Annotated in this window: 21 protein-coding genes, 1 pseudogene and 1 other annotated feature; of the genes and pseudogenes, 14 read left to right on the forward strand and 8 right to left on the reverse strand. The window is 53.5% G+C overall.

All coding sequences use genetic code 11. The annotated features are described in order from the left end of the window. Positions 1 to 92: 92 nt before the first annotated feature. Positions 93 to 1,319, forward strand: a complete 1,227-nt coding sequence (locus OLG56_RS00145; protein WP_000809945.1) for a YidR family protein — start codon at positions 93 to 95, stop codon at positions 1,317 to 1,319. A 1-nt stretch (position 1,320) separates the two neighbouring features. On the opposite strand, the gene OLG56_RS00150 is transcribed toward OLG56_RS00145, so the two are convergent. Further along, positions 1,321 to 1,653: a YceK/YidQ family lipoprotein gene (locus tag OLG56_RS00150; protein ID WP_001543704.1), complete on the reverse strand. Its 333-nt coding sequence runs from the start codon at positions 1,651 to 1,653 to the stop codon at positions 1,321 to 1,323. A 242-nt stretch (positions 1,654 to 1,895) separates the two neighbouring features. Continuing rightward, positions 1,896 to 1,969 (forward strand) — a sequence feature (ROSE (Repression Of Heat Shock gene Expression) occurs in the 5'-region of heat shock genes and acts as an RNA thermometer to modulate expression.). Between OLG56_RS00150 and ibpA the strand changes: the two genes are divergently transcribed. The 6 genes from ibpA (at position 1,963) to OLG56_RS00180 (ending at position 6,434) form a co-directional block, all read left to right on the forward strand. Further along, positions 1,963 to 2,376, forward strand: coding sequence for a small heat shock chaperone IbpA (gene ibpA / locus OLG56_RS00155; protein WP_001532742.1), 414 nt, complete (start codon positions 1,963 to 1,965; stop codon positions 2,374 to 2,376). Its footprint overlaps the feature before it by 7 nt. 109 nt (positions 2,377 to 2,485) lie before the next feature. Then, a complete protein-coding gene (gene ibpB, locus OLG56_RS00160) occupies positions 2,486 to 2,914 on the forward strand; it encodes a small heat shock chaperone IbpB (protein ID WP_001246919.1) in 429 nt (142 codons plus the stop codon). A 188-nt stretch (positions 2,915 to 3,102) separates the two neighbouring features. After that, entirely contained in the window at positions 3,103 to 4,764 is a 1,662-nt protein-coding gene (locus OLG56_RS00165) for a putative transporter (protein WP_001279793.1), read from the forward strand. 443 nt (positions 4,765 to 5,207) lie between these two features. Next, positions 5,208 to 5,555: a YidH family protein gene (locus OLG56_RS00170; protein ID WP_000703964.1), complete on the forward strand. Its 348-nt coding sequence runs from the start codon at positions 5,208 to 5,210 to the stop codon at positions 5,553 to 5,555. Then, positions 5,545 to 5,907, forward strand: a complete 363-nt coding sequence (locus tag OLG56_RS00175) for a DUF202 domain-containing protein (protein WP_061377034.1) — start codon at positions 5,545 to 5,547, stop codon at positions 5,905 to 5,907. The genes OLG56_RS00170 and OLG56_RS00175 overlap by 11 nt, the downstream gene beginning before the upstream one ends. Further along, on the forward strand, positions 5,904 to 6,434 hold the full coding sequence (locus OLG56_RS00180) for a radical SAM protein (protein ID WP_061377035.1): 531 nt from the start codon (positions 5,904 to 5,906) through the stop codon (positions 6,432 to 6,434). The genes OLG56_RS00175 and OLG56_RS00180 overlap by 4 nt, the downstream gene beginning before the upstream one ends. Before the next feature lie 58 nt (positions 6,435 to 6,492). On the opposite strand, the gene dsdA is transcribed toward OLG56_RS00180, so the two are convergent. Further along, positions 6,493 to 7,815, reverse strand: coding sequence for a D-serine ammonia-lyase (gene dsdA, locus OLG56_RS00185; RefSeq protein ID WP_061377036.1), 1,323 nt, complete (start codon positions 7,813 to 7,815; stop codon positions 6,493 to 6,495). 17 nt (positions 7,816 to 7,832) lie between these two features. Continuing rightward, positions 7,833 to 9,170 (reverse strand): D-serine transporter DsdX, encoded by a 1,338-nt coding sequence (gene dsdX / locus OLG56_RS00190; protein WP_000543317.1) that lies wholly within the window; start codon positions 9,168 to 9,170, stop codon positions 7,833 to 7,835. A 225-nt stretch (positions 9,171 to 9,395) separates the two neighbouring features. On the opposite strand from dsdX, the gene dsdC reads away from it, so the two are divergent. Together dsdC and OLG56_RS00200 are read left to right on the forward strand one after the other, a co-directional pair. Then, positions 9,396 to 10,319, forward strand: a complete 924-nt coding sequence (gene dsdC / locus OLG56_RS00195; RefSeq protein ID WP_001651066.1) for a DNA-binding transcriptional regulator DsdC — start codon at positions 9,396 to 9,398, stop codon at positions 10,317 to 10,319. Between the two features lie 63 nt (positions 10,320 to 10,382). Continuing rightward, entirely contained in the window at positions 10,383 to 11,468 is a 1,086-nt protein-coding gene (locus tag OLG56_RS00200) for a cellulase family glycosylhydrolase (protein WP_000238926.1), read from the forward strand. Here the strand turns inward: OLG56_RS00200 and emrD are convergent. From emrD to OLG56_RS00220, 4 genes and pseudogenes are all read right to left on the reverse strand, one after another. Continuing rightward, entirely contained in the window at positions 11,395 to 12,579 is a 1,185-nt protein-coding gene (emrD, locus tag OLG56_RS00205) for a multidrug efflux MFS transporter EmrD (protein ID WP_000828737.1), read from the reverse strand. The genes OLG56_RS00200 and emrD overlap by 74 nt on opposite strands. A 202-nt stretch (positions 12,580 to 12,781) precedes the next feature. Then, complete coding sequence (locus tag OLG56_RS00210; protein ID WP_001636137.1) at positions 12,782 to 13,642, reverse strand: EamA family transporter; 861 nt, start codon at positions 13,640 to 13,642, stop codon at positions 12,782 to 12,784. Between the two features lie 92 nt (positions 13,643 to 13,734). After that, complete coding sequence (gene tisB, locus OLG56_RS00215) at positions 13,735 to 13,824, reverse strand: type I toxin-antitoxin system toxin TisB (RefSeq protein ID WP_000117642.1); 90 nt, start codon at positions 13,822 to 13,824, stop codon at positions 13,735 to 13,737. Then, positions 13,821 to 13,935, reverse strand: a pseudogene (locus OLG56_RS00220) (hypothetical protein). The gene tisB and the pseudogene OLG56_RS00220 overlap by 4 nt, the downstream one beginning before the upstream one ends. Positions 13,936 to 14,457: 522 nt before the next feature. On the opposite strand from OLG56_RS00220, the gene ivbL reads away from it, so the two are divergent. From ivbL to ilvN, 3 genes are all read left to right on the forward strand, one after another. Continuing rightward, positions 14,458 to 14,556: an ilvB operon leader peptide IvbL gene (gene ivbL / locus OLG56_RS00225; protein ID WP_001541152.1), complete on the forward strand. Its 99-nt coding sequence runs from the start codon at positions 14,458 to 14,460 to the stop codon at positions 14,554 to 14,556. Positions 14,557 to 14,662: 106 nt separating this feature from the next. After that, the gene (ilvB, locus tag OLG56_RS00230) at positions 14,663 to 16,351 is read left to right on the forward strand and encodes an acetolactate synthase large subunit (protein WP_000168439.1); all 1,689 of its coding nucleotides are present in this window, start codon (positions 14,663 to 14,665) and stop codon (positions 16,349 to 16,351) included. Positions 16,352 to 16,354: 3 nt separating this feature from the next. Beyond that, positions 16,355 to 16,645 (forward strand): acetolactate synthase small subunit, encoded by a 291-nt coding sequence (ilvN, locus tag OLG56_RS00235; RefSeq protein WP_001171826.1) that lies wholly within the window; start codon positions 16,355 to 16,357, stop codon positions 16,643 to 16,645. Between the two features lies 1 nt (position 16,646). Here ilvN and OLG56_RS00240 read toward each other — a convergent pair whose 3' ends face one another. Then, a complete protein-coding gene (locus OLG56_RS00240) occupies positions 16,647 to 17,432 on the reverse strand; it encodes a DeoR family transcriptional regulator (protein ID WP_000448638.1) in 786 nt (261 codons plus the stop codon). A 313-nt stretch (positions 17,433 to 17,745) separates the two neighbouring features. Between OLG56_RS00240 and rbsK the strand changes: the two genes are divergently transcribed. Both rbsK and fucP read left to right on the forward strand, forming a co-directional pair. Next, positions 17,746 to 18,666, forward strand: a complete 921-nt coding sequence (rbsK, locus tag OLG56_RS00245; protein WP_000350272.1) for a ribokinase — start codon at positions 17,746 to 17,748, stop codon at positions 18,664 to 18,666. Positions 18,667 to 18,696: 30 nt separating this feature from the next. Continuing rightward, positions 18,697 to 20,013 (forward strand): L-fucose:H+ symporter permease, encoded by a 1,317-nt coding sequence (fucP, locus tag OLG56_RS00250; RefSeq protein ID WP_000998359.1) that lies wholly within the window; start codon positions 18,697 to 18,699, stop codon positions 20,011 to 20,013.

The following is a 20,013-nucleotide window of genomic DNA, read 5'->3' on the forward strand; positions in this document are numbered from 1 at the left end:
CCGGGCCTGGCTATCTCAACGATACGCTAAAGCCTGAAAGTAAAGCCCGTGTGAAGTATGATGGCGAGCATCGTCTCTTATCAGGACATCCCATGAAACAAATCACCTTTACGCCGCGCCATCACCAGCTTACCAACACCAATACCTGGACACCTGACAGCCAGTGGCTGGTCTTTGATGTGCGGCCTTCAGGCGCGTCATTTACGGGCAAGACTATTGAGCGTGTCAATGTGCATACCGGCGACGTGGAGGTGATTTATCGCGCCGTGCAGGGCGCGCATGTCGGTGTGGTGACGGTGCATCCTGCCGACAATCACTATGTGTTTATTCATGGCCCTGAAAACCCTGATGAGACGTGGCATTACGATTTTCACCACCGTCGGGGCGTTATTGCAACGCCGGGAGGCGTGACTAACCTCGATGCGATGGATATTACTGCGCCGTATACTCCCGGCGCGCTGCGCGGCGGCAGCCACGTCCATGTATTTAGCCCGAACGGCGAGCTGGTGAGTTTTACCTATAATGACCACGTTCTGCATGAGCGAGATCCGGCGCTGGATCTGCGTAATGTCGGCGTGGCCGTGCCGTATGGGCCGGTTACGGTGCCGGTTCAGCATCCGCGCGAATACAGCGGTAGCTACTGGTGCGTACTGGTTAGCCGCACGACGCCTGCGCCGAGACCTGGCAGCGATGACATTAACCGCGCCTATGAAGAGGGCTGGGTGGGCAACCGCCAGATCGCCTTTATTGGCGATACGCTGTCGCTGACGGGCAAAAAAGTCCCGGAGCTGTTTATTGTCGATTTACCGTGTCATGAAAACGGCTGGAAACAGGCAGGCGACACGCCGCTGACGGGAACCGAATCAACGATGCCATCGCCGCCGTTGGGCGTAGTTCAGCGGCGTCTTACCTTTACTCACCAGCGTGTTTACCCTGGGCTCACTAACGAACCACGCCACTGGGTCCGCAGTAATCCGCAGGCGACGGCGATCGCCTTTTTGATGCGGGACGATAACGGCGTAGCGCAACTGTGGCTGATATCGCCGCAGGGAGGCGAGCCCCGGCAGTTAACGCATCATGCGACCGGCGTACAGTCAGCGTTTAACTGGCATCCGTCGGGTAAATGGCTGGGATTGGTGCTGGAAAACCGGATTGCCTGCTGCGACGCACAAAGTGGGAGGATCGACTTCTTAACCGCCAGGCACGACAACCCGCCGTCTGCGGACGCCGTCGTTTTTTCACCGGATGGGCGACACGTCGCATGGATGGAAGAGGTGAAAGGGTTCCGTCAGCTATGGGTGACGGAAACCGGGCGATAAATCAGGGAGGAGGCATCTTCGCCGGGGGGATGACGGCATTGGTCATTTTCGTCTCCTCCTCGCTTTTCTCTACGCGCGATCTTACCGAACTGTCTTTGCGGAAGATGTCCCACGGCAGAAGGATCGTATCCATCACGGCGGTAAACGGCATATCCAGGATGGCCAACGATTTGGTGCCCCAGTTTGTCTCATCGTTACCGATCATCGTAGCGCTGGCGCGCGTGCCAGGATAAGTACCCTCTTTACCGCCGGTGTGCGACATGACGCTTGAACAACCGCCTAATAAAAGCATCCCATTCCATATTATCAGCGTTAACAACACGTTTTTTATCATCACTCATTCATCTGTTGGTTGTCGTTATTTGCATGATGAGTTATAGCGATCCGTTGCTAAAAATAACATCACCAGTACGCGGCACTGTGGCAGTAATCGCACTTTAACAATCAGTGCTGTCCCAACCAGTCTATGCAATAGCCAATAAACTGCAAAAAAAAGTCGGATTAAAATACTTGAAAAGTACGTATTCAGACCCATTTATAAGACGTAGTGAATAGAAGGGCACGCCTGATGGGTGTTCTGGCAATCCTGGCCTGTCCATGATGGAAGGTCTGACATTCTCGCTGATTTCAGGAGTTTATGATTATGCGTAACTTTGATTTATCCCCGCTGTACCGTTCTGCCATTGGTTTTGACCGTCTGTTTAACCTGCTTGAAAATAACCAAAGCCAAAGTAATGGCGGCTACCCTCCGTACAACGTTGAGCTGGTAGACGAAAACCACTACCGCATCGCCATTGCCGTTGCCGGTTTCGCGGAAAGCGAACTGGAGATTACTGCCCAGGATAATTTACTGGTGGTAAAAGGCGCTCATGCGGACGAGCAGAAAGAACGTACTTACCTGTATCAGGGCATTGCCGAGCGTAACTTTGAGCGTAAGTTCCAGTTAGCGGAAAACATTCACGTTCGCGGCGCAAACCTGGTCAACGGGCTGCTGTATATCGAACTGGAGCGCGTGATTCCGGAAGCGAACAAACCGCGCCGTATCGAAATTAACTGATTCCGTCGGGTCGCGTTGCGCGGCCTGTCATCCCATGCTCGCCGTCAGGGAGCATATTCGCACGTAAAGTGTGAAGGTAAAAACTCGCTTCTTAGAAGGAGAAATGATTATGCGTAACTACGATTTATCCCCACTGCTGCGTCAATGGATCGGTTTTGACAAGCTGGCCAATGCGCTGCAAAACAGCGGCGAAAGCCAGAGCTTCCCGCCCTATAACATCGAAAAAAGCGACGATAACCATTATCGCATTACCTTAGCGTTAGCCGGTTTCCGTCAGGAAGATCTGGATATTCAACTGGAAGGCACGCGCCTGACGGTGAAAGGCACGCCGGAACAGCCGGAAAACGAGCCCAAATGGTTACATCAGGGCCTGGTCATGCAGCCTTTTAGCCTGAGCTTTACGCTGGCTGAGAATATGGAAGTTTCCGGCGCGACGTTTACCAACGGCCTGCTGCATATTGATTTAACCCGCAACGAGCCGGAAACCATTGCGCCGCAGCGTATCGCCATTAACGAACGCTCCGCATTAAATAGCTAATGAGCTCCTTGCCTTGCCCCGCCAGAGATGGCGGGGCTTTTTTGTGCCACGAAAAAGGGTAAGACGCTGCCGAAGTCAGGACGTCTGGGCGGTTTTGTAACATGAGAATGTGCGCCATGCTGTATATATGCCTTAACGGTTCAGTCATAATCCCTATAAATTGAAATGTTACTCACAGGGAAGAAAAGATGAGTGATATCGCATTGACGGTCAGCGTTCTGGCGTTGGTGGCGGTTGTCGGTTTATGGATCGGCAACATTAAAGTGCGCGGTGTCGGCTTTGGTATTGGCGGCGTTCTGTTCGGCGGTATTATCGTCGGCCACTTCGTCGATCAGGCTGGGGTGACGCTGAGCGGCGATATGCTGCACTTTATCCAGGAGTTCGGCCTGATCCTTTTTGTTTATACCATCGGCATACAGGTGGGGCCGGGGTTTTTCGCCTCGCTACGCGTTTCCGGGCTGCGTCTCAATCTGTTTGCTGTTCTGATTGTGATTATGGGCGGGTTGGTCACCGCGATTCTGCATAAAATTTTCGCTATTCCGCTGCCGGTGGTGCTGGGGATTTTCTCCGGCGCAGTCACCAATACGCCTGCGTTAGGGGCGGGTCAGCAAATCCTGCGCGATCTGGGAACGCCAGTGGATCTGGTGGATCAGATGGGGATGAGCTATGCGATGGCGTATCCGTTTGGCATCTGCGGTATTTTGCTCACCATGTGGCTGATGCGGCTGATTTTTCGCGTTAACGTCGAGGCGGAAGCGCAGAAGCACGAATCCTCTCTCGCTAACGGTCATTCATTAATTCAAACAATGAATATCCGTGTCGAGAATCCGAACCTCAATAATATGGCTATCCAGGATGTGCCGATCCTGAACAGCGATAAAATCATTTGCTCACGCCTGAAACGCGACGATACGCTGATGGTGCCGTCGCCGGGGACGATTATCCAGGCAGGCGACCTGCTGCACCTCGTCGGCCAATCTACCGACCTGCATAACGCGCAACTGGTGATCGGCAAGGAAGTGGACACCTCGTTGTCGACGCGCGGCACGGATTTACGCGTCGAGCGTGTGGTCGTCACCAACGAAAAAGTGCTCGGCAAACGTATCCGCGATTTGCACTTTAAAGAGCGTTATGACGTGGTTATCTCCCGTCTTAACCGCGCGGGCGTTGAGCTGGTCGCCAGCAGCGACGCCAGCCTGCAGTTTGGCGACATTCTCAATCTGGTGGGGCGTCCTGCCTCGATTGATGCGGTAGCCAATGTGGTCGGCAACGCGCAGCAAAAACTCCAGCAGGTGCAGATGCTGCCGGTGTTTATCGGCATCGGATTAGGGGTTCTGCTTGGGTCAATCCCGTTGTTTGTGCCGGGATTCCCGGTCGCGTTAAAACTGGGGCTGGCCGGCGGGCCGCTGATCATGGCGCTAATTTTGGGGCGTATCGGCAGCATCGGTAAGCTGTACTGGTTTATGCCGCCGAGCGCCAACCTCGCGCTGCGTGAGTTAGGCATCGTTTTGTTTTTGGCGGTCGTTGGGCTGAAATCCGGCGGCGATTTTGTCGATACGCTGACGCAGGGCGAAGGATTAAGCTGGATTGGCTATGGTATTTTCATCACCGCTATTCCGCTGATTACCGTCGGTTTGCTGGCGCGGATTTTTGCCAAAATGAACTATCTGACGCTGTGCGGGATGCTGGCCGGTTCGATGACCGATCCGCCAGCGCTGGCATTTGCCAACAATCTTCATGCCACCAGCGGCGCGGCGGCGCTCTCTTACGCGACCGTCTATCCGTTAGTGATGTTCCTGCGTATTATCACGCCACAACTGCTGGCGGTGATTTTTTGGGGAATGGGTTAGCGCCTGATGGCGCGTTGCTTATCCGGCCTATGCACTGTGTTAAATCCAGGCTGGATAACGCGCGCCGCACCGGTCACACTTCTGCTCTTCTTCTTATCTCTTTCCTCAATGAACGCGCTAATCAGCGTAATGGCAACGAGCATAATTCCAATTTGTTTCAGTTAGTTATCAATCTTCTTCGCCTTTTTTTTCGTCGCGACGGGTGGTTTTTCAGCTTTTAATTCGGCAATAATGCCTTTCCTTGCGGTGGCGTTGAAAAAGGTCGCAACTGAAATGAAAAATAGCGGCAATGAGCGCGGTTGCGCCGAAACACATCACCAGTGAACTACAGTTATTTTGCAATAAGATTCCCTTGCTGCGGGATAATGTGAAGCATATCAGCAACAACGTGAGTGGTATTCTGAAAACGAACGGGAATACATAAGAACGTAAAAGGAGTCGTCATGAAGATTTCCCGCCTCGGAGAAGCGCCGGATTATCGCTTCTCACTGGCAAATGAGCGTACCTTTCTGGCGTGGATTCGCACCTCGCTGGGATTTCTGGCGGCAGGCGTCGGTCTTGATCAGCTCGCCCCGGATTTTGCCACGCCAGTGATCCGTGAACTGCTGGCGTTATTACTCTGTCTGTTTGCGGGCGGCCTGGCGATTTATGGCTATCTACGCTGGTTACGTAATGAAAAAGCGATGCGTCTGAAAGAGGATTTGCCTTATACCCATAGCCTGTTGATCATCAGCGTTATTTTGATGATTGTCGCGGTGATAGTGATGGGGCTGGTACTGTATGCCGGATAGTCGTAAAGCCCGTCGGCAGAACGATCCGGGGCTGCAACCGGAACGTACCTCGCTGGCCTGGTTTCGCACGCTGCTGGGATACGGGGCGTTAATGGCGTTAGCCGTCAGGCACCACTGGCATCAGGCGGGGTTCTTGTTCTGGGTGTCAATCAGCGTTCTGGCGATAGTGGCGGTGATTCTTTGGCGTTATACCCTGAGTCGTAATTTGATGGATGTCGCGCATAGCGATTTTTCCGAAACTCATGTCATGCGTGACAAATTTTTGATCTCCCTCGCGGTGTTGTCGCTCGCAATCCTGTTTGCTGTTACCCATATTCGCCAACTTATTGCATTTATCGGGGATTTTATATGACAGGACGTCAGGACATTGTCGTGAGTAATGACCAGATTCAGGTCGTCGTAAATCGCCAGAATAGCCAGCGCCCTCAGCAACTGTACCGTAACTTACAACGGCTCGGCATTCGCAATGTCCATTTTATCCCATTGTTGGAACATGACCGGAACGGAATGTTGACCGAGGATTCATTGTGTTCAGCAGACTGGGGGCGGTTTTTAAATAGCGTATTTGATATTTGGGTACGTGAAGATATTCAGCGTATCTCGGTCCGCCTTTTTGATGAGACGCTACAGCAGTGGTGCGGCGGCAGGAATGGCGTTGAAGCGCCGGACAAGGCGCCGCTAAGCGCTGAATGTCAGAAGTGCTCTTTATTACGATTTTGCGGCGGCGGATGCCCTGAGCATCGGGATAGCCAGGGGAAAAACCGGCTTTGCGAGGGCTACCAGACCTTTTTTAACTACTCCTCGCCGCATATGCGGGTGATGCGGGATTTACTGAAACAGCATCGCTCGCCGGAGGAGTTGATGGCGATGCTGCGTTAGCGCCATCAGGCGATGGCGTGCCGGATGGCGCAGCCGTCTTTCCGGCACTGAGCGAGTATTAGCGTCCTTTCGCCAGGTATTGTTCCATTTCATCCTCCGGCACCATGCCGCCCCCGGTTGCCCATACCAGATGCGTCGCGTTGCCGAGCTGCGTCTGACTGAATCCATGCCTTTGCTGATACTCGGTGGCGGCGCAAATGCGCTGTGGCCCGGCCATCCCCGCCAGAGCTGATGGCTCCAGTCGAATTCCTTCCTCCTGCGCCAGCCAGCCCAGCATGTCGTACATTGTTTGATCGTCTAAGGTATAGAGGCCGTCAAGCAGGCGCTCCATTGCCCGACCAACAAAGCCCGAAGCGCGACCTACCGCCAGGCCGTCAGCCGCCGTCAGGTTATCAATACCGATATCTTGTACTGAGATGGCATCGTGCAGACCGGTATAAACGCCGAGTAACATGCAGGGTGAATGGGTCGGTTCGGCAAAGAAACAGTGGACGTTGTCGCCAAATGCCAGTTTCAGGCCAAAGGCGACGCCGCCAGGGCCGCCGCCAACGCCGCACGGTAGATAAACAAACAGTGGGTGGCTGGCGTCAACGACGCGTCCCTGCTGCGCGAATTGCGCTTTCAGACGCTGACCCGCTACCGCATAGCCCAGAAATAGCGTGCGAGAGTTTTCATCATCGATAAAGAAACAGTTTGGATCGGATTGCGCTGCTTTACGACCCTGCTCAACCGCCACGCCGTAATCATCTTCGTATTCCACGACCGTCACGCCGTGGCTACGTAGCTTCGCCTTTTTCCAGGCGCGGGCGTCGGCAGACATATGTACCGTCACTTTAAAACCGATGCAGGCGCTCATGATACCGATCGATAGCCCCAGATTGCCGGTTGAACCGACGGCGATACTGTACTGGCTGAAGAATTGTTTAAATTCCGGCGAAAGCAACACGCTATAGTCATCGTCGGTGGTTAACAGACCCGCCTCCAGCGCCAGTTTTTCCGCGTGCGTTAGCACCTCGTAGATGCCGCCGCGCGCTTTAATGGAACCAGAGATTGCCAGGTGACTGTCTTTTTTTAACAGCATTTCACCGTCGATCGTTTGCCCATACTCTTTTTCCAGCCGCTTTTGCATGGCCGGAATAGCGACCACGTCAGATTCGATCATGCCGCCAGCGGCAGCGGTTTGCGGAAACGCTTTCGCCAGATACGACGCAAAGCGCGCCAGACGGTCATGGGCGGCGTTTACGTCCTGCTCCGTCAGGCCGACATACGGTAGACCTTGTGCAAGAGAGGTGGCGCCCGGGTTAAACCAGGTGGTTTCTTTGAGGGCGACCAGATCCTCGACCAAAGGATACCGGGCGATGAGCTTTTGTATGTTTTCCATAGTACGTCTCTTTACGATCAGATGATAAAGGAAAGCAGGAATGTGCCAGCCAGTGCAACGACAGATGCGATAAACGTGGCCGTCGTATAGTATTTAAACGTTTCATTCAGCGTAGCGCCGCAATACTGCTTGACCAGCCAGAACAGGGAATCGGTCACGATCGTGCAGCCAATGGCGCCGGAACCAATGGCAATCGCAATGATCTCCGGGCTGACGTCAGGATAGAGCGGCAGCATGGGCGCAACAATCGCGGTGGCGCCCATCATGGCCACCGTCGCAGAGCCGACCGCCGCGTGCAGAATCAGTGCTACCAGCCATGCCAGCAGAATCGGGTGCATATGCATATTTGAGAGGATCACCGCCAGCGTGTCCGCCAGCCCGCTACTTTTGAGAATGGCGTTGAACGCGCCGCCCGCGCCGATAATCAGCAGGATGTTCGCAATGGCGCCAAAGCCGTTTTCGGTGTGGGTAAGTAGCGCGCTCATCCCCATATGCTGGCGCAGACCGAGTATGTAATACGCCACAAAGACAGCGATAAACATCGCGGTGATCGGATTACCGATAAACTCCAGCAGCGTATACAACGTGCCGTCTTTCGCCATATTCAGTTCAGCGACGGTTTTCACCAGCATCAGGCCAATCGGCAGCAGAACGGTAAACAGCGTTGCGCCCAGCGACGGCAGGGTGTTTTCGGCGCGCACTTCAAGATCCGCAAACTCTGTCGGTACGGGCTTGAACGGCAGACGATTACCCAGAAACTTTAAGAACAGCGGGCCGCCGACCAATGAGGCCATCAGCCCGACCAGTAGACCGTAGACAATCACCGAGCCGATATCCGCCCCCAGTTTATTTGCGACAAACAGCGCAGCCGGATGCGGCGGTACCACGCAATGGACGGCCATCAGCGCGGTACACAGCGGAATGGCCAGCTTCAGCAGCGAAGTATGGGTCTTTTTAGCGATAGAAAACGCCAGTGGGATGAGCAACACGACGCCCACTTCCACGAACAACGTGATACCGCAAATCAGCCCCACCAGTACCATGATCACGTCAGCAGAGAGCCAGCGGCAGCGCTGGAGCGTAAGCCCGATGCGTTCCGCCGCGCCGGAAACCTCCATCATTTTGCCGAGGATGGTGCCAAGACCGATAACGGCGGCCAGAAAACCGAGCGTACCGCCTATTCCGTTTTCTATCGCCGTGACCATCTCCAGCGGCCCCATGCCCATCATCGCGCCGACAAAGAAACTGGCGAGCAGTAACGCCAGGAAGGGGTGGAATTTAAACTTCACGATGGTCAATACGATTAACACGATGCTGATCAGCAGCGTGCTCACTACCCAGATTTGAGCGTGCATATCTCACCTACCCTGTGATTAATCTGTTCTTATTGGACAGAAAAACAGCACCTCCTGACAAACGATATAATTTGCCATTCACATGATGTAAATTGAATCAACTATGTGATTTCCATCTAATATTGCCTTTATTTTGCGATATGGTTCATTTTGCTTCATCTATGTGCGGATTTTTTCAGCGTGTTTTTTTACACTTCGGGAAATTAAAAGATGACTGAGGTTGCCATGGAACCCCTTCGCGATACCCGAAACCGCTTACTCAACGGCTGGCAGTTATCCAAACTCTATACTTTTGAAGTCGCGGCCAGACACCAGTCCTTTGCTCTGGCGGCAGATGAGCTGTCGTTAAGCCCAAGTGCGGTAAGCCATCGTATCAATCAACTGGAAGCCGAGTTGGGAATCCAGCTATTTGTCCGCTCTCACCGTAAAGTGGAGCTTACCCATGAAGGCAAACGGGTATTCTGGGCGCTGAAATCGTCGCTGGATACGTTGAATCAGGAAATCCTCGATATCAAAAATCAGGAACTGTCTGGCACGCTAACCGTGTATTCACGTCCCTCTATCGCCCAGTGCTGGCTGGTGCCCGCGCTGGGGGACTTTACCCGTCGCTATCCGTCAATTTCTCTCACTATGCTGACCGGCAACGATAACGTTAACCTACAGCGTGCCGGCATTGACCTGGCTATCTATTTTGACGATGCGCCGTCGGCGCAGCTCACGCACCATTTTTTAATGGATGAGGCAATTTTGCCCGTTTGCAGCCCGGATTATGCCCGTCGTTTCGCCTTGCAGGACAACCTGAATAACCTGCGGTACTGTACGCTCTTACACGACAGACAGGCGTGGAGTAACGATTCTGGCACCGATGAGTGGCACAGTTGGGCGCAGCATTTTGCAGTAAATTTGCCGGATTCATCCGGCATTGGCTTCGATCGTTCTGATTTAGCGGTGATTGCCGCGATGAACCACATTGGCGTGGCGATGGGGCGTAAACGGCTGGTGCAAAAGCGTCTCGACAGCGGCGAACTGATTGCGCCTTTTGGTGACATGAGGCTGAAATGTCATCAGCATTATTATGTCACCACTCTGCCTGGCAGGCAGTGGCCGAAAATCGAGGCATTTATTCGCTGGTTGCAGGAACAGGTGTGAAGATTTATTACGCTTTGTCGCTACACCTGCCGGGAGTGAATATGCTAAATACCTGCTATCACCGTGGTAAAAATTTTAGGGGGCGTCGTGTTTAAACCGCTTATTGCCTCTCTCATGCTGACCAGCGCGGTCGTCTATGCGAAACCGATGCCTTTGACGGCGGCGCGCTATGCGCAGCAGCTTGGCGTTGGGATGGATGTTGACTGGGCGCGAACGGAACGGGGTATCCGCGAGTTTGATCCGCTGGTCGTGCGGGATTTTAAGGCAAAAGGGTTAACGCATGTCCGTATTCGTGTGGCAGGCGCGCCGACGGAAGCGCGCCTCATCCATTTGCGTAAGCTGGTAGAAGCCTGCGAATACTATGGTGTCATACCCATTATTGCCTATCAGGCGGATGCGTATAAAACCGATCCCAGCGCCAGCCATGAAAAGGAGCTGATCAACTGGTGGAGCGTGGTCGCGCGCTATTTTGGTCAGACATCCCCGCTTTTGGGGTTCGATCTCATTTATGAGCCTGCCGACAAACTCAATCATAATATGGCGTCGCTGAATCGCGTATATGACAAAACCATCCGCCTGATTCACGCCATTGACCCACAGCGGATGATTTTCGTTGCCCCCCGCATGCGCGCCGCGCCGGAGGATTTGTCGGCGCTTAAACTGCCGGCGCAAAGCCAGAACTATGTACTGGCGGAGTGGCACATCTTCCCGTGGGGCCCCCTGAAAAGCGGCGGTAAATATCCGTGGACATCAGGCACGGCGGCGGAAAAAGCGGCGATTCGGGCACGGATCAACGCTGCGGTTCGCTGGCAGCATAAGACCGGCCATGCAAGCTGGGTGGGCGGATGGGCGCCGGGAGAGTCGATAAAAATGACGCCGGTCGCTTCACAGTTCGCGTTTGCCCGTTTTATGGCCTGCGAGCTGAAAAAAGCGCATATTCCGTATGCGATAAACGCAGACACTCAGTTTTATGACGGCGAAGAAGGAGCGTGGCGCCCGGCGCAGGAGCCCCTGCTCAATGCGATGATCGCGCCGGAATGTGAAACGCCCGGCAAAAAGCCGGGCGAGGGGAACGTTAAACCGTCTGTCCCTGATGCGATATCCGTGACGCCAGCGGCAGCCAGCACGCCAGGATCAGTAATCCCATAAGGGTCATCAGCAATCCCAGACTGCCCTGACCGGTTTGCGGCAACATTGCCGAAAGCCACGCCAGTACGCCGGAACCAATATTTTGCAGCCCGCCGACCAGCGCGCCAGCGGTGCCTGCGAGGAACGGAAACGGCTCCATCGCGCCGCTGGTGGCCAGTGGAAATAACATCCCGGCGCCGAAGAAAAACAGTGCAGCGGGGATGAGTAGCGTCCAGACGTTCATCACGCCAAACCAGCCGGGAATCCACATCATAAGGCCTGCCAGCAGACAGCAAATAACTGACTGCCACATCAGGGTTGAGAAGCGTTTATTCGGGCGTCCGGCAAACCAGGCGCCGAAGAACGCCGCCGGAATCGGCAGAATAAACAGAATGCTTACCACCATACTGCTGAGACCTAATACTGCCCCCATCAGCACGCCGGAACAGGCTTCAAAGACCGCAATGCCAGCCAGCCCGCCGATTAGCATCAGCAGATAACAGTTAAATGCGCCGTTGCCAAACAGCGTTTTATAGCTGGCGATCAGCCGTGTACGCGGCGCGCCGGCGGGGCGGGTTTCCGGCATCCAGCGCGCCATGCTGAAGGTGACGCCAGCGCAAAGCACCAGCAGGAAAGCGTAACACGCGCGCCAGTTCCACAGGGTGTCCAGCAGACCGCCAATCAGCGGCGCTAACAGCGGGCTGACCAGAATCCCCATATTTAACAGGCTATTGGCGTGACGAAGTTGCGTTCCTTCATACAGATCGCGCGGGAGCGTTCTCGCCATTACTCCGCCAACGCCGGTTCCCATCCCTTGCATGGCGCTGGCGGCAATCAACACCGTCAAACTATGCGTGGTCATGGCGAACAGAGTCGCTACCATAAAAATAGACATGCCGACGAGGATTACCGGGCGGCGTCCAACCCGGTCGGAAAGCGGGCCGTAAAACAGTTGCGAGACGCCGTAGGTCAGGAGGTAAGCAGCCATTACGCTCTGGACGGCGCCTTCCCGGACGTTTAGCGCTTGTGCCATATCGGCGATGGCGGGAATATAAATGGTTTGCGCCATCTGCCCTACGGCCACCAGTAACACCAACATCAACAACAAATTGACGTTTCTCTGCCTTTTCATTTCGCTGATTACTTTTCAAAAAAAGAAAAAATAAGAATAACTTGCTGCGCATTCCCATAAATGCGAGAGGAATCTATCACACCAGAAAAAGAAGGCCAGACAGCGACCAGCAATGGCAGACGAAGGAACGGCAGGATATGTAAACAAAAGCGGCAACAAATGTTGCCGAGAATGTGTTACGTCTGCGGCTGTTATTGGGCAATTATGACAGACGGAGTAAAATCGCCCCGAGGGCAATCCCGCCAGCCGCCACCAGACGTAGCCCGGCCACTTTCTCTTTAAGCAGCAGCCAGGCTATCAGCGCGCCGAATAAAATCGACGTCTCACGCAGCGCGGCGACCACCGCCAGCGGCGCCTGGGTCATGGCCCATAGCGCCAGCCCATAAGATCCCATAGTGCCAATCCCGCCAAAAATGCCTTTTTTCCACTGTTGCGCCAGATAACGCGACGCTTCCCGCCGCCGCGCAATCATCGCCCAGGTTAACAGGCAGGCGCCGTTGAGAAAAAATGACCATAGCGTATAGCCCAGCGCCGTTTCGGAGAGTCTTACGCCGGTCCCGTCCACCAGCGTATATCCGGCAATAAAACAGGCGTTAGTTAATGCCAGCACGACACCACGTTGAGAGCTGGCGCGGCCATTACAGGCCATCCCAAGTATCGCCATACAGATCACTGCGATGCCGACCCAGGCTAGCGACGACAGGCTGTCGCCAAGAAACAGAACGCTAATGAGCGCCACCAGCAGCGGCGCGGTGCCGCGCATAAGAGGATAGGTCTGGCTCATGTCCGAGACCTGATAGGTTTTCGCCACCAGGACGGTATACACCACCTGGAGCGCGGTAGAGGCCGCTAAAAAAGGGATACTGGCGTGAGCTGGCTGCGGCGAGAAGGGCAAAAGGATCAATGCCATGACCGCCGCGGAACCGCTGACGCCGATCGCGGCGTAGAGCTTATCGTTTCCCGCTTTGACAATGGCGTTCCAGCTGGCATGTAGCAGCGCGGCGAACAGCAAAATGCAGAAAACGGAAAGGGTCATAGCGTCAGGCGTCGTTGAGGATGTCATAAAAACGTAACATACCCGGGAAGCGAAAGACCAGCGGATAAGGTGAAAGGGGAGCGGTTGCCCGCTCCCCTTCGGTGCGGCTTGAATCTGAATTACTTAAGGTATTTCAGAACAGCATCAAGCAGTTGCAGTGCTGCAACAATGAGTTTCAGGATAAGAATGGTGATATCCACTACGCTCATACGCGTCTCCTGTGGTTAAGGAGCACTGCCAGCCGACGTACCTTTCCGCTGCCTGTTGCCAGCTGTTGCGCACGCGATCCCTTTTGCGAGGAATAGTGTGCGTGTTGACATAACACAGTGTGCTCACGAGGGGGTTAAGGCGCTGACGGCACCACCCGTTTCAGCCAGGACTTCGTTGCGCCGGTTTACGATGCGGCCCCCGCATAACACATTGTGTCAAAGACATTATAGTTAAGTACTGTATAAATTAACAGTAATTTATAGACAGAACGGAGCTTCTGATCCATACTCAAATTCATCAAAATTCGCGCCGAAATTGCGCGTTCTGCACAGAACGCGTATACTTTTGCTGTTGACATAACACAGTGTGCTTCGCGGCTACCACCCGCATTACGCTGTAAGAACCTCGCTTCGGCGAGGTTTTTTGTTTTCCGGCATTGTGAAACGCGTGATCATCAATCCCGGCGATTACCGGAAGGCGCTACGCTTATCACGCCTATACTCAAAGCGTGTAAATTCGTAGAAAAATGTGATCGCTGACGCATTTTTGTGCAGATGAAAATTTTTCCGTTGTCATGCTGAAAGCGCTGTGCTTGTATAAAACGTGTTAATAACAAACAGACAAGGCCCCTAATGAACCCTTCCATGCTGAACGCGACCCTACTAACAACTGCGCCATCTCGCGCAGTGGTCGTCGTGCGTGTGGTGGTGGTCGTCGGCAATGCGCCGTAGGGTCCGGAACACACACGATTCCAAAACCCCGCCGGCGCAAACCGGGCGGGGTTTTTTGTTTAAGACACCTTCCCGGAACGTCGGCTCAGAATAAAAGGAATGGAGCATGGCAAGTTCGGGCACAACATCTACACCTCAGCGCTTTACGGGCGCGGAATTTATTGTTCATTTTCTGGAGCGCCAGGGGATTCGTATCGTCACCGGCATTCCCGGCGGTTCGATCCTCCCCGTTTACGACGCGTTAAGCCAAAGCACGCAAATCCGTCATATTCTGGCGCGCCACGAACAAGGCGCGGGGTTTATTGCGCAGGGGATGGCGCGGACGGAGGGTAAACCTGCTGTTTGTATGGCCTGTAGCGGGCCGGGCGCGACCAATCTGGTCACGGCCATTGCCGATGCGCGCCTGGATTCCATTCCGTTAATCTGCATTACCGGGCAGGTTCCGGCGTCCATGATCGGTACTGACGCGTTTCAGGAAGTGGATACCTACGGTATCTCTATCCCCATCACCAAGCACAACTATCTGGTCAGAAATATCAATGAGCTGCCTCAGGTGATGAGCGATGCTTTTCGTCTGGCGCAGTCGGGGCGTCCCGGCCCGGTGTGGATAGACGTTCCTAAAGATGTGCAGACGGCGACAATTGAGCTGGATGCGTTGCCGTCGCCGGCGGAAAAATCACCCCCGCCGGAGTTTAGCGCGGAGAGTATCCGCGAGGCCGCCGCAATGATTAACGCGGCGAAGCGTCCGGTGCTGTATCTGGGCGGCGGCGTGATCAATGCGCCGACACGCGTGCGCGAACTGGCGGAAAAAGCGCAACTGCCGACGACAATGACCTTAATGGCGCTGGGAATGCTGCCTAAGGCGCATCCGCTGTCGTTAGGAATGCTGGGGATGCACGGCGCGCGCAGTACCAATTTTATTCTGCAAGAGGCCGATTTACTGATTGTCCTGGGCGCGCGTTTTGATGACCGGGCGATTGGCAAAACGGAGCAGTTTTGTCCGAACGCCAAAATCATCCATGTGGATATCGATCGCGCCGAGTTAGGCAAAATTAAGCAGCCGCATGTGGCTATTCAGGCGGATGTCGATGATGTACTGGCACAGTTAATTCCCCATATCGAGGCACAGCCGCGGGAAGCATGGCATCAGTTGGTGGCGGACTTGCAGCAAGAATTCCCCTGCAGTATTCCCCAGGAAAATAACCCGCTTAGTCACTATGGGCTGATTAACGCAGTCGCCGCCTGTGTGGACGACAACGCGATTATTACCACTGACGTAGGTCAGCATCAGATGTGGACCGCGCAGGCTTATCCGCTCAACCGTCCGCGTCAGTGGCTGACTTCCGGCGGGCTGGGCACCATGGGGTTTGGTCTGCCCGCGGCGATTGGCGCGGCGCTGGCGAATCCGGGCAACAAGGTGCTGTGTTTTTCCGGTGACGGTAGTTTGATGATGAATATTCAGGAGATGGCTACCGCCAGCGAAAACCAGTTGGATGTGAAAATCATCCTGATGAATAACGACGCGCTGGGACTGGTACATCAGCAACAGAGTCTGTTCTATAAACAGGGCGTTTTTGCGGCAACCTATCCGGGAAGCATCAATTTTATGCAGATTGCCGCCGGGTTTGGTCTGGACACCTGTGATTTGAATAACGAAGCCGATCCGCAGGCGGCGTTGCAGGCTATCATTCGTCGTCCTGGACCGGCGTTGATCCACGTGCGCATTGATGCGGAAGAAAAAGTGTATCCGATGGTGCCGCCGGGCGCGGCAAATACAGAGATGGTGGGGGAATAAGCCATGCAGAAACAATCACATGATAACGTTATTCTGGAGCTGACCGTTCGCAACCATCCTGGCGTGATGACCCACGTCTGCGGGCTGTTCGCCCGACGCGCTTTCAACGTTGAGGGTATTCTCTGTTTACCGATTCAGGGTAGCGATCAGAGCCGCATCTGGCTTCTGGTCAATGACGATCAGCGGCTTGAACAGATGATCAGTCAGATCGATAAACTGGAAGACGTGGCGAAGGTGGTACGAAACCAGTCCGATCCCACCATGTTCAATAAAATTGCCGTCTTTTTTGAGTAAGTTATTCACTTTCCGAATCAGGCGTGATGACTTTGACGGAACCATTCCGACAGTGAACGGCATAATCTGTCGGTAATGGGCGATCGCTAATCAGGACATCAAAGGCAGAAAGCGGACCAATGCTGGCAGGCGCGACCTCATCAAACAGGGCGTGACGCGCCAGCAAAATTTTGCGCAGACCGCGCTCCATCGCTTTACGTTTGGCGGCAAGATCATCCGGGTTAAACCAGCTCACGCCAAAATGTTCATGTACGCCGCTGGCGGAAATAAACACTTTGCGCGGATTGAGCGAATCCAGCGCCGAAGGATTATTGGCATCATAAAAGGCATCGCTCTTGGCCCGATAGGTGCCGCCGCACAGAATCGCCGTGGCATTAGGCTTTTCATTCAGCGCGATAAATACCCGATGCGAGTAGCAAATCCCGGTAAAGGTAATATCATCCGGTATCATGCTGATAACTAATGGCATTTCCGGACCGTTATCAAAAAAAACCAGATCGTTTTCACGCACCAGGCCGGCGGCCAGGATCGCAACGGGAAGGTCGTCCCGATGATGCGTCTTTTTCGCCGGCAGCGGCATATTGGTTGAAGACGCAGGCTTATTTACCATGACGATATAGCCGCCGAGCAGCGTCAGCGGTAAAGGGTCATCATCCTGGCTGAGATCGCGGCGAATGGTCATCACCGAAACTTCCAGCATCCGCGCGGCGTCTTTCAGATGGATTCGATCGGTCTTTTTCAGTAACTCCATCAAGCGTCGGATACGTTCTTTTTGCTTGGTCTCCATTCACCCTCTCCGCAAATCATGTTGTTATGTTCCATCAGTAACATTTATGTGTTTCTGAGAACATTACAGTGTGGCACTACTATACGTCTGGCTGTCAGGAAATAAAAGTGGGTTTATTCGCGTTTTATAACAATAAATAGTTAATTTTCAGTAAATTGTAACCCTAAAAATGATTTGTTCCGCCAGGGATTGTTCACGCAGTAAATGGCAAAATGATCCTCTAATCGCGATCATAGTCACAAATGATACGAAAGTAACATGATAATGTTATTTTAATATCATTGTCGTGTGACGATTTCTGAGAGGGAGTAAAATGGATATCGCGGTTATTGGCTCTAACATGGTGGACCTTATCACCTACACCAACCAGATGCCTAAAGAAGGGGAAACTCTGGAAGCGCCGGCGTTTAAAATCGGCTGCGGCGGAAAAGGGGCGAACCAGGCCGTGGCGGCCGCTAAGCTCAATTCAAAAGTATTGATGTTGACCAAAGTGGGCGACGATATTTTTGCCGACAACACCATTCGTAATCTCGAATCCTGGGGGATCAATACGACGTATGTAGAAAAAGTACCGTGTACCAGCAGCGGCGTAGCGCCGATTTTCGTCAACGCCAACTCCAGCAACAGCATTCTGATCATCAAAGGCGCCAACAAGTTTCTCTCGCCGGAAGATATCGATCGCGCGGCGGAAGATTTAAAAAAATGCCAGCTTATTGTTCTGCAACTGGAAGTTCAGCTTGAAACGGTTTATCACGCAATAGAATTTGGCAAGAAACACGGGATTGAAGTGTTATTAAACCCTGCGCCAGCATTACGGGAATTAGATATGTCTTATGCCTGTAAATGCGATTTCTTTGTACCCAATGAAACCGAGCTGGAAATATTAACCGGTATGCCAGTGGATACCTATGACCATATTCGCGCAGCGGCACGTTCGCTGGTGGATAAAGGGCTGAACAATATTATCGTCACCATGGGTGAGAAAGGCGCGCTGTGGATGACGCGTGACCAGGAAGTCCATGTCCCGGCGTTTAGAGTGAACGCTGTCGATACCAGCGGCGCGGGCGATGCCTTTATCGGCTGTTTCGCGCATTACTACGTCCAGAGCGGGGATGTGGAAGCCGCCATGAAAAAAGCCGTCCTCTTTGCCGCTTTCAGCGTCACCGGGAAAGGCACCCAATCCTCTTATCCAAGCATTGAGCAATTTAATGAGTATCTTTCGTTGAACGAATAACAATCACCCTGCACTGTTAAAGGTAGCACTATGAACGATAAAAACATCGTTCAGATGCCCGACGGGTATCTGAATAAGACACCTCTGTTCCAGTTTATTTTGTTATCCTGTTTATTCCCATTATGGGGATGCGCAGCCGCGTTAAATGATATTCTGATTACGCAATTTAAAAGTGTATTTTCGCTGAGCAACTTTGCTTCGGCATTAGTACAAAGCGCCTTTTATGGCGGTTATTTTTTAATTGCTATTCCGGCCTCGCTGGTCATTAAAAAAACCAGTTATAAAGTGGCAATACTTATCGGCCTGACGCTATACATTGTCGGCTGTACGCTCTTTTTCCCGGCGTCGCACATGGCGACCTACACCATGTTCCTCGCGGCGATTTTCGCCATTGCGATTGGCCTGAGTTTCCTGGAAACGGCGGCGAATACCTACAGTTCGATGATCGGGCCGAAAGCCTACGCCACGCTGCGGCTGAATATCAGCCAGACCTTTTATCCGATCGGCGCGGCGGCAGGCATTTTATTGGGTAAATATCTGGTCTTTTCCGAAGGGGAAAGCCTGGAAAAACAGATGGCGGGCATGAATGCCGAGCAAGTCCACAACTTCAAGGTGCTGATGCTGGAAAACACTCTGGAACCCTATAAGTACATGATTATGGTTCTGGTAGTGGTGATGGTACTGTTCCTGCTGACGCGTTTCCCGACCTGTAAAGTCGCGCAAACCGCGAGTCATAAACGCCCCTCGGCGCTGGATACGTTACGCTATCTCGCCAGCAATGCCCGTTTCCGTCGCGGTATTGTGGCGCAGTTCCTGTATGTGGGAATGCAGGTGGCGGTCTGGTCGTTCACTATCCGTCTGGCGCTGGAATTAGGCGATATCAATGAGCGCGATGCCTCAACCTTTATGGTCTACAGCTTCGCCTGCTTTTTTATCGGCAAGTTTATCGCCAACATTCTGATGACACGCTTTAACCCGGAAAAAGTCCTGATCCTTTACTCTGTGATCGGCGCGCTGTTCCTGGCCTACGTGGCGCTGGCGCCCAGCTTTAGCGCGGTATACGTGGCGGTGCTGGTCAGTGTTCTGTTTGGCCCCTGCTGGGCGACCATTTATGCCGGAACGCTCGATACCGTCGATAACGAGCATACCGAAATGGCGGGGGCGGTGATCGTGATGGCGATTGTCGGCGCGGCGGTGGTTCCTGCGATTCAGGGCTACGTGGCGGACATGTTCCACTCGCTACAGCTCTCATTCCTGGTTTCCATGCTGTGCTTTGTTTACGTTGGCGTTTACTTCTGGCGCGAAAGCAAAGTGCGCGGCAACCTGGCTGAAGTCGCCGCGTCCTGA

The sequence above is a fragment of the Salmonella sp. 2018103 genome, from assembly GCF_026247685.1.
Lineage (GTDB): Bacteria > Pseudomonadota > Gammaproteobacteria > Enterobacterales > Enterobacteriaceae > Salmonella > Salmonella enterica.

Bases quoted from the DNA above. Each gene is read 5' to 3' on its own strand.
- OLG56_RS00165 (WP_001279793.1), top strand. From the start codon at position 3,103: ATGAGTGATATCGCATTGACGGTCAGCGTTCTGGCGTTGGTGGCGGTT.
- OLG56_RS00175 (WP_061377034.1), top strand. From the start codon at position 5,545: ATGCCGGATAGTCGTAAAGCCCGTCGGCAGAACGATCCGGGGCTGCAA.
- OLG56_RS00210 (WP_001636137.1), bottom strand. From the start codon at position 13,642: ATGACATCCTCAACGACGCCTGACGCTATGACCCTTTCCGTTTTCTGC.
- dsdC (WP_001651066.1), top strand. From the start codon at position 9,396: ATGGAACCCCTTCGCGATACCCGAAACCGCTTACTCAACGGCTGGCAG.
- OLG56_RS00170 (WP_000703964.1), top strand. From the start codon at position 5,208: ATGAAGATTTCCCGCCTCGGAGAAGCGCCGGATTATCGCTTCTCACTG.
- OLG56_RS00180 (WP_061377035.1), top strand. From the start codon at position 5,904: ATGACAGGACGTCAGGACATTGTCGTGAGTAATGACCAGATTCAGGTC.
- ilvN (WP_001171826.1), top strand. From the start codon at position 16,355: ATGCAGAAACAATCACATGATAACGTTATTCTGGAGCTGACCGTTCGC.
- fucP (WP_000998359.1), top strand. From the start codon at position 18,697: ATGAACGATAAAAACATCGTTCAGATGCCCGACGGGTATCTGAATAAG.
- OLG56_RS00240 (WP_000448638.1), bottom strand. From the start codon at position 17,432: ATGGAGACCAAGCAAAAAGAACGTATCCGACGCTTGATGGAGTTACTG.
- ivbL (WP_001541152.1), top strand. From the start codon at position 14,458: ATGAACCCTTCCATGCTGAACGCGACCCTACTAACAACTGCGCCATCT.
- tisB (WP_000117642.1), bottom strand. From the start codon at position 13,824: ATGAGCGTAGTGGATATCACCATTCTTATCCTGAAACTCATTGTTGCA.
- emrD (WP_000828737.1), bottom strand. From the start codon at position 12,579: ATGAAAAGGCAGAGAAACGTCAATTTGTTGTTGATGTTGGTGTTACTG.
- ibpA (WP_001532742.1), top strand. From the start codon at position 1,963: ATGCGTAACTTTGATTTATCCCCGCTGTACCGTTCTGCCATTGGTTTT.
- dsdA (WP_061377036.1), bottom strand. From the start codon at position 7,815: ATGGAAAACATACAAAAGCTCATCGCCCGGTATCCTTTGGTCGAGGAT.
- ibpB (WP_001246919.1), top strand. From the start codon at position 2,486: ATGCGTAACTACGATTTATCCCCACTGCTGCGTCAATGGATCGGTTTT.
- dsdX (WP_000543317.1), bottom strand. From the start codon at position 9,170: ATGCACGCTCAAATCTGGGTAGTGAGCACGCTGCTGATCAGCATCGTG.
- OLG56_RS00145 (WP_000809945.1), top strand. From the start codon at position 93: ATGAAACAAATCACCTTTACGCCGCGCCATCACCAGCTTACCAACACC.
- ilvB (WP_000168439.1), top strand. From the start codon at position 14,663: ATGGCAAGTTCGGGCACAACATCTACACCTCAGCGCTTTACGGGCGCG.
- OLG56_RS00150 (WP_001543704.1), bottom strand. From the start codon at position 1,653: ATGATAAAAAACGTGTTGTTAACGCTGATAATATGGAATGGGATGCTT.
- rbsK (WP_000350272.1), top strand. From the start codon at position 17,746: ATGGATATCGCGGTTATTGGCTCTAACATGGTGGACCTTATCACCTAC.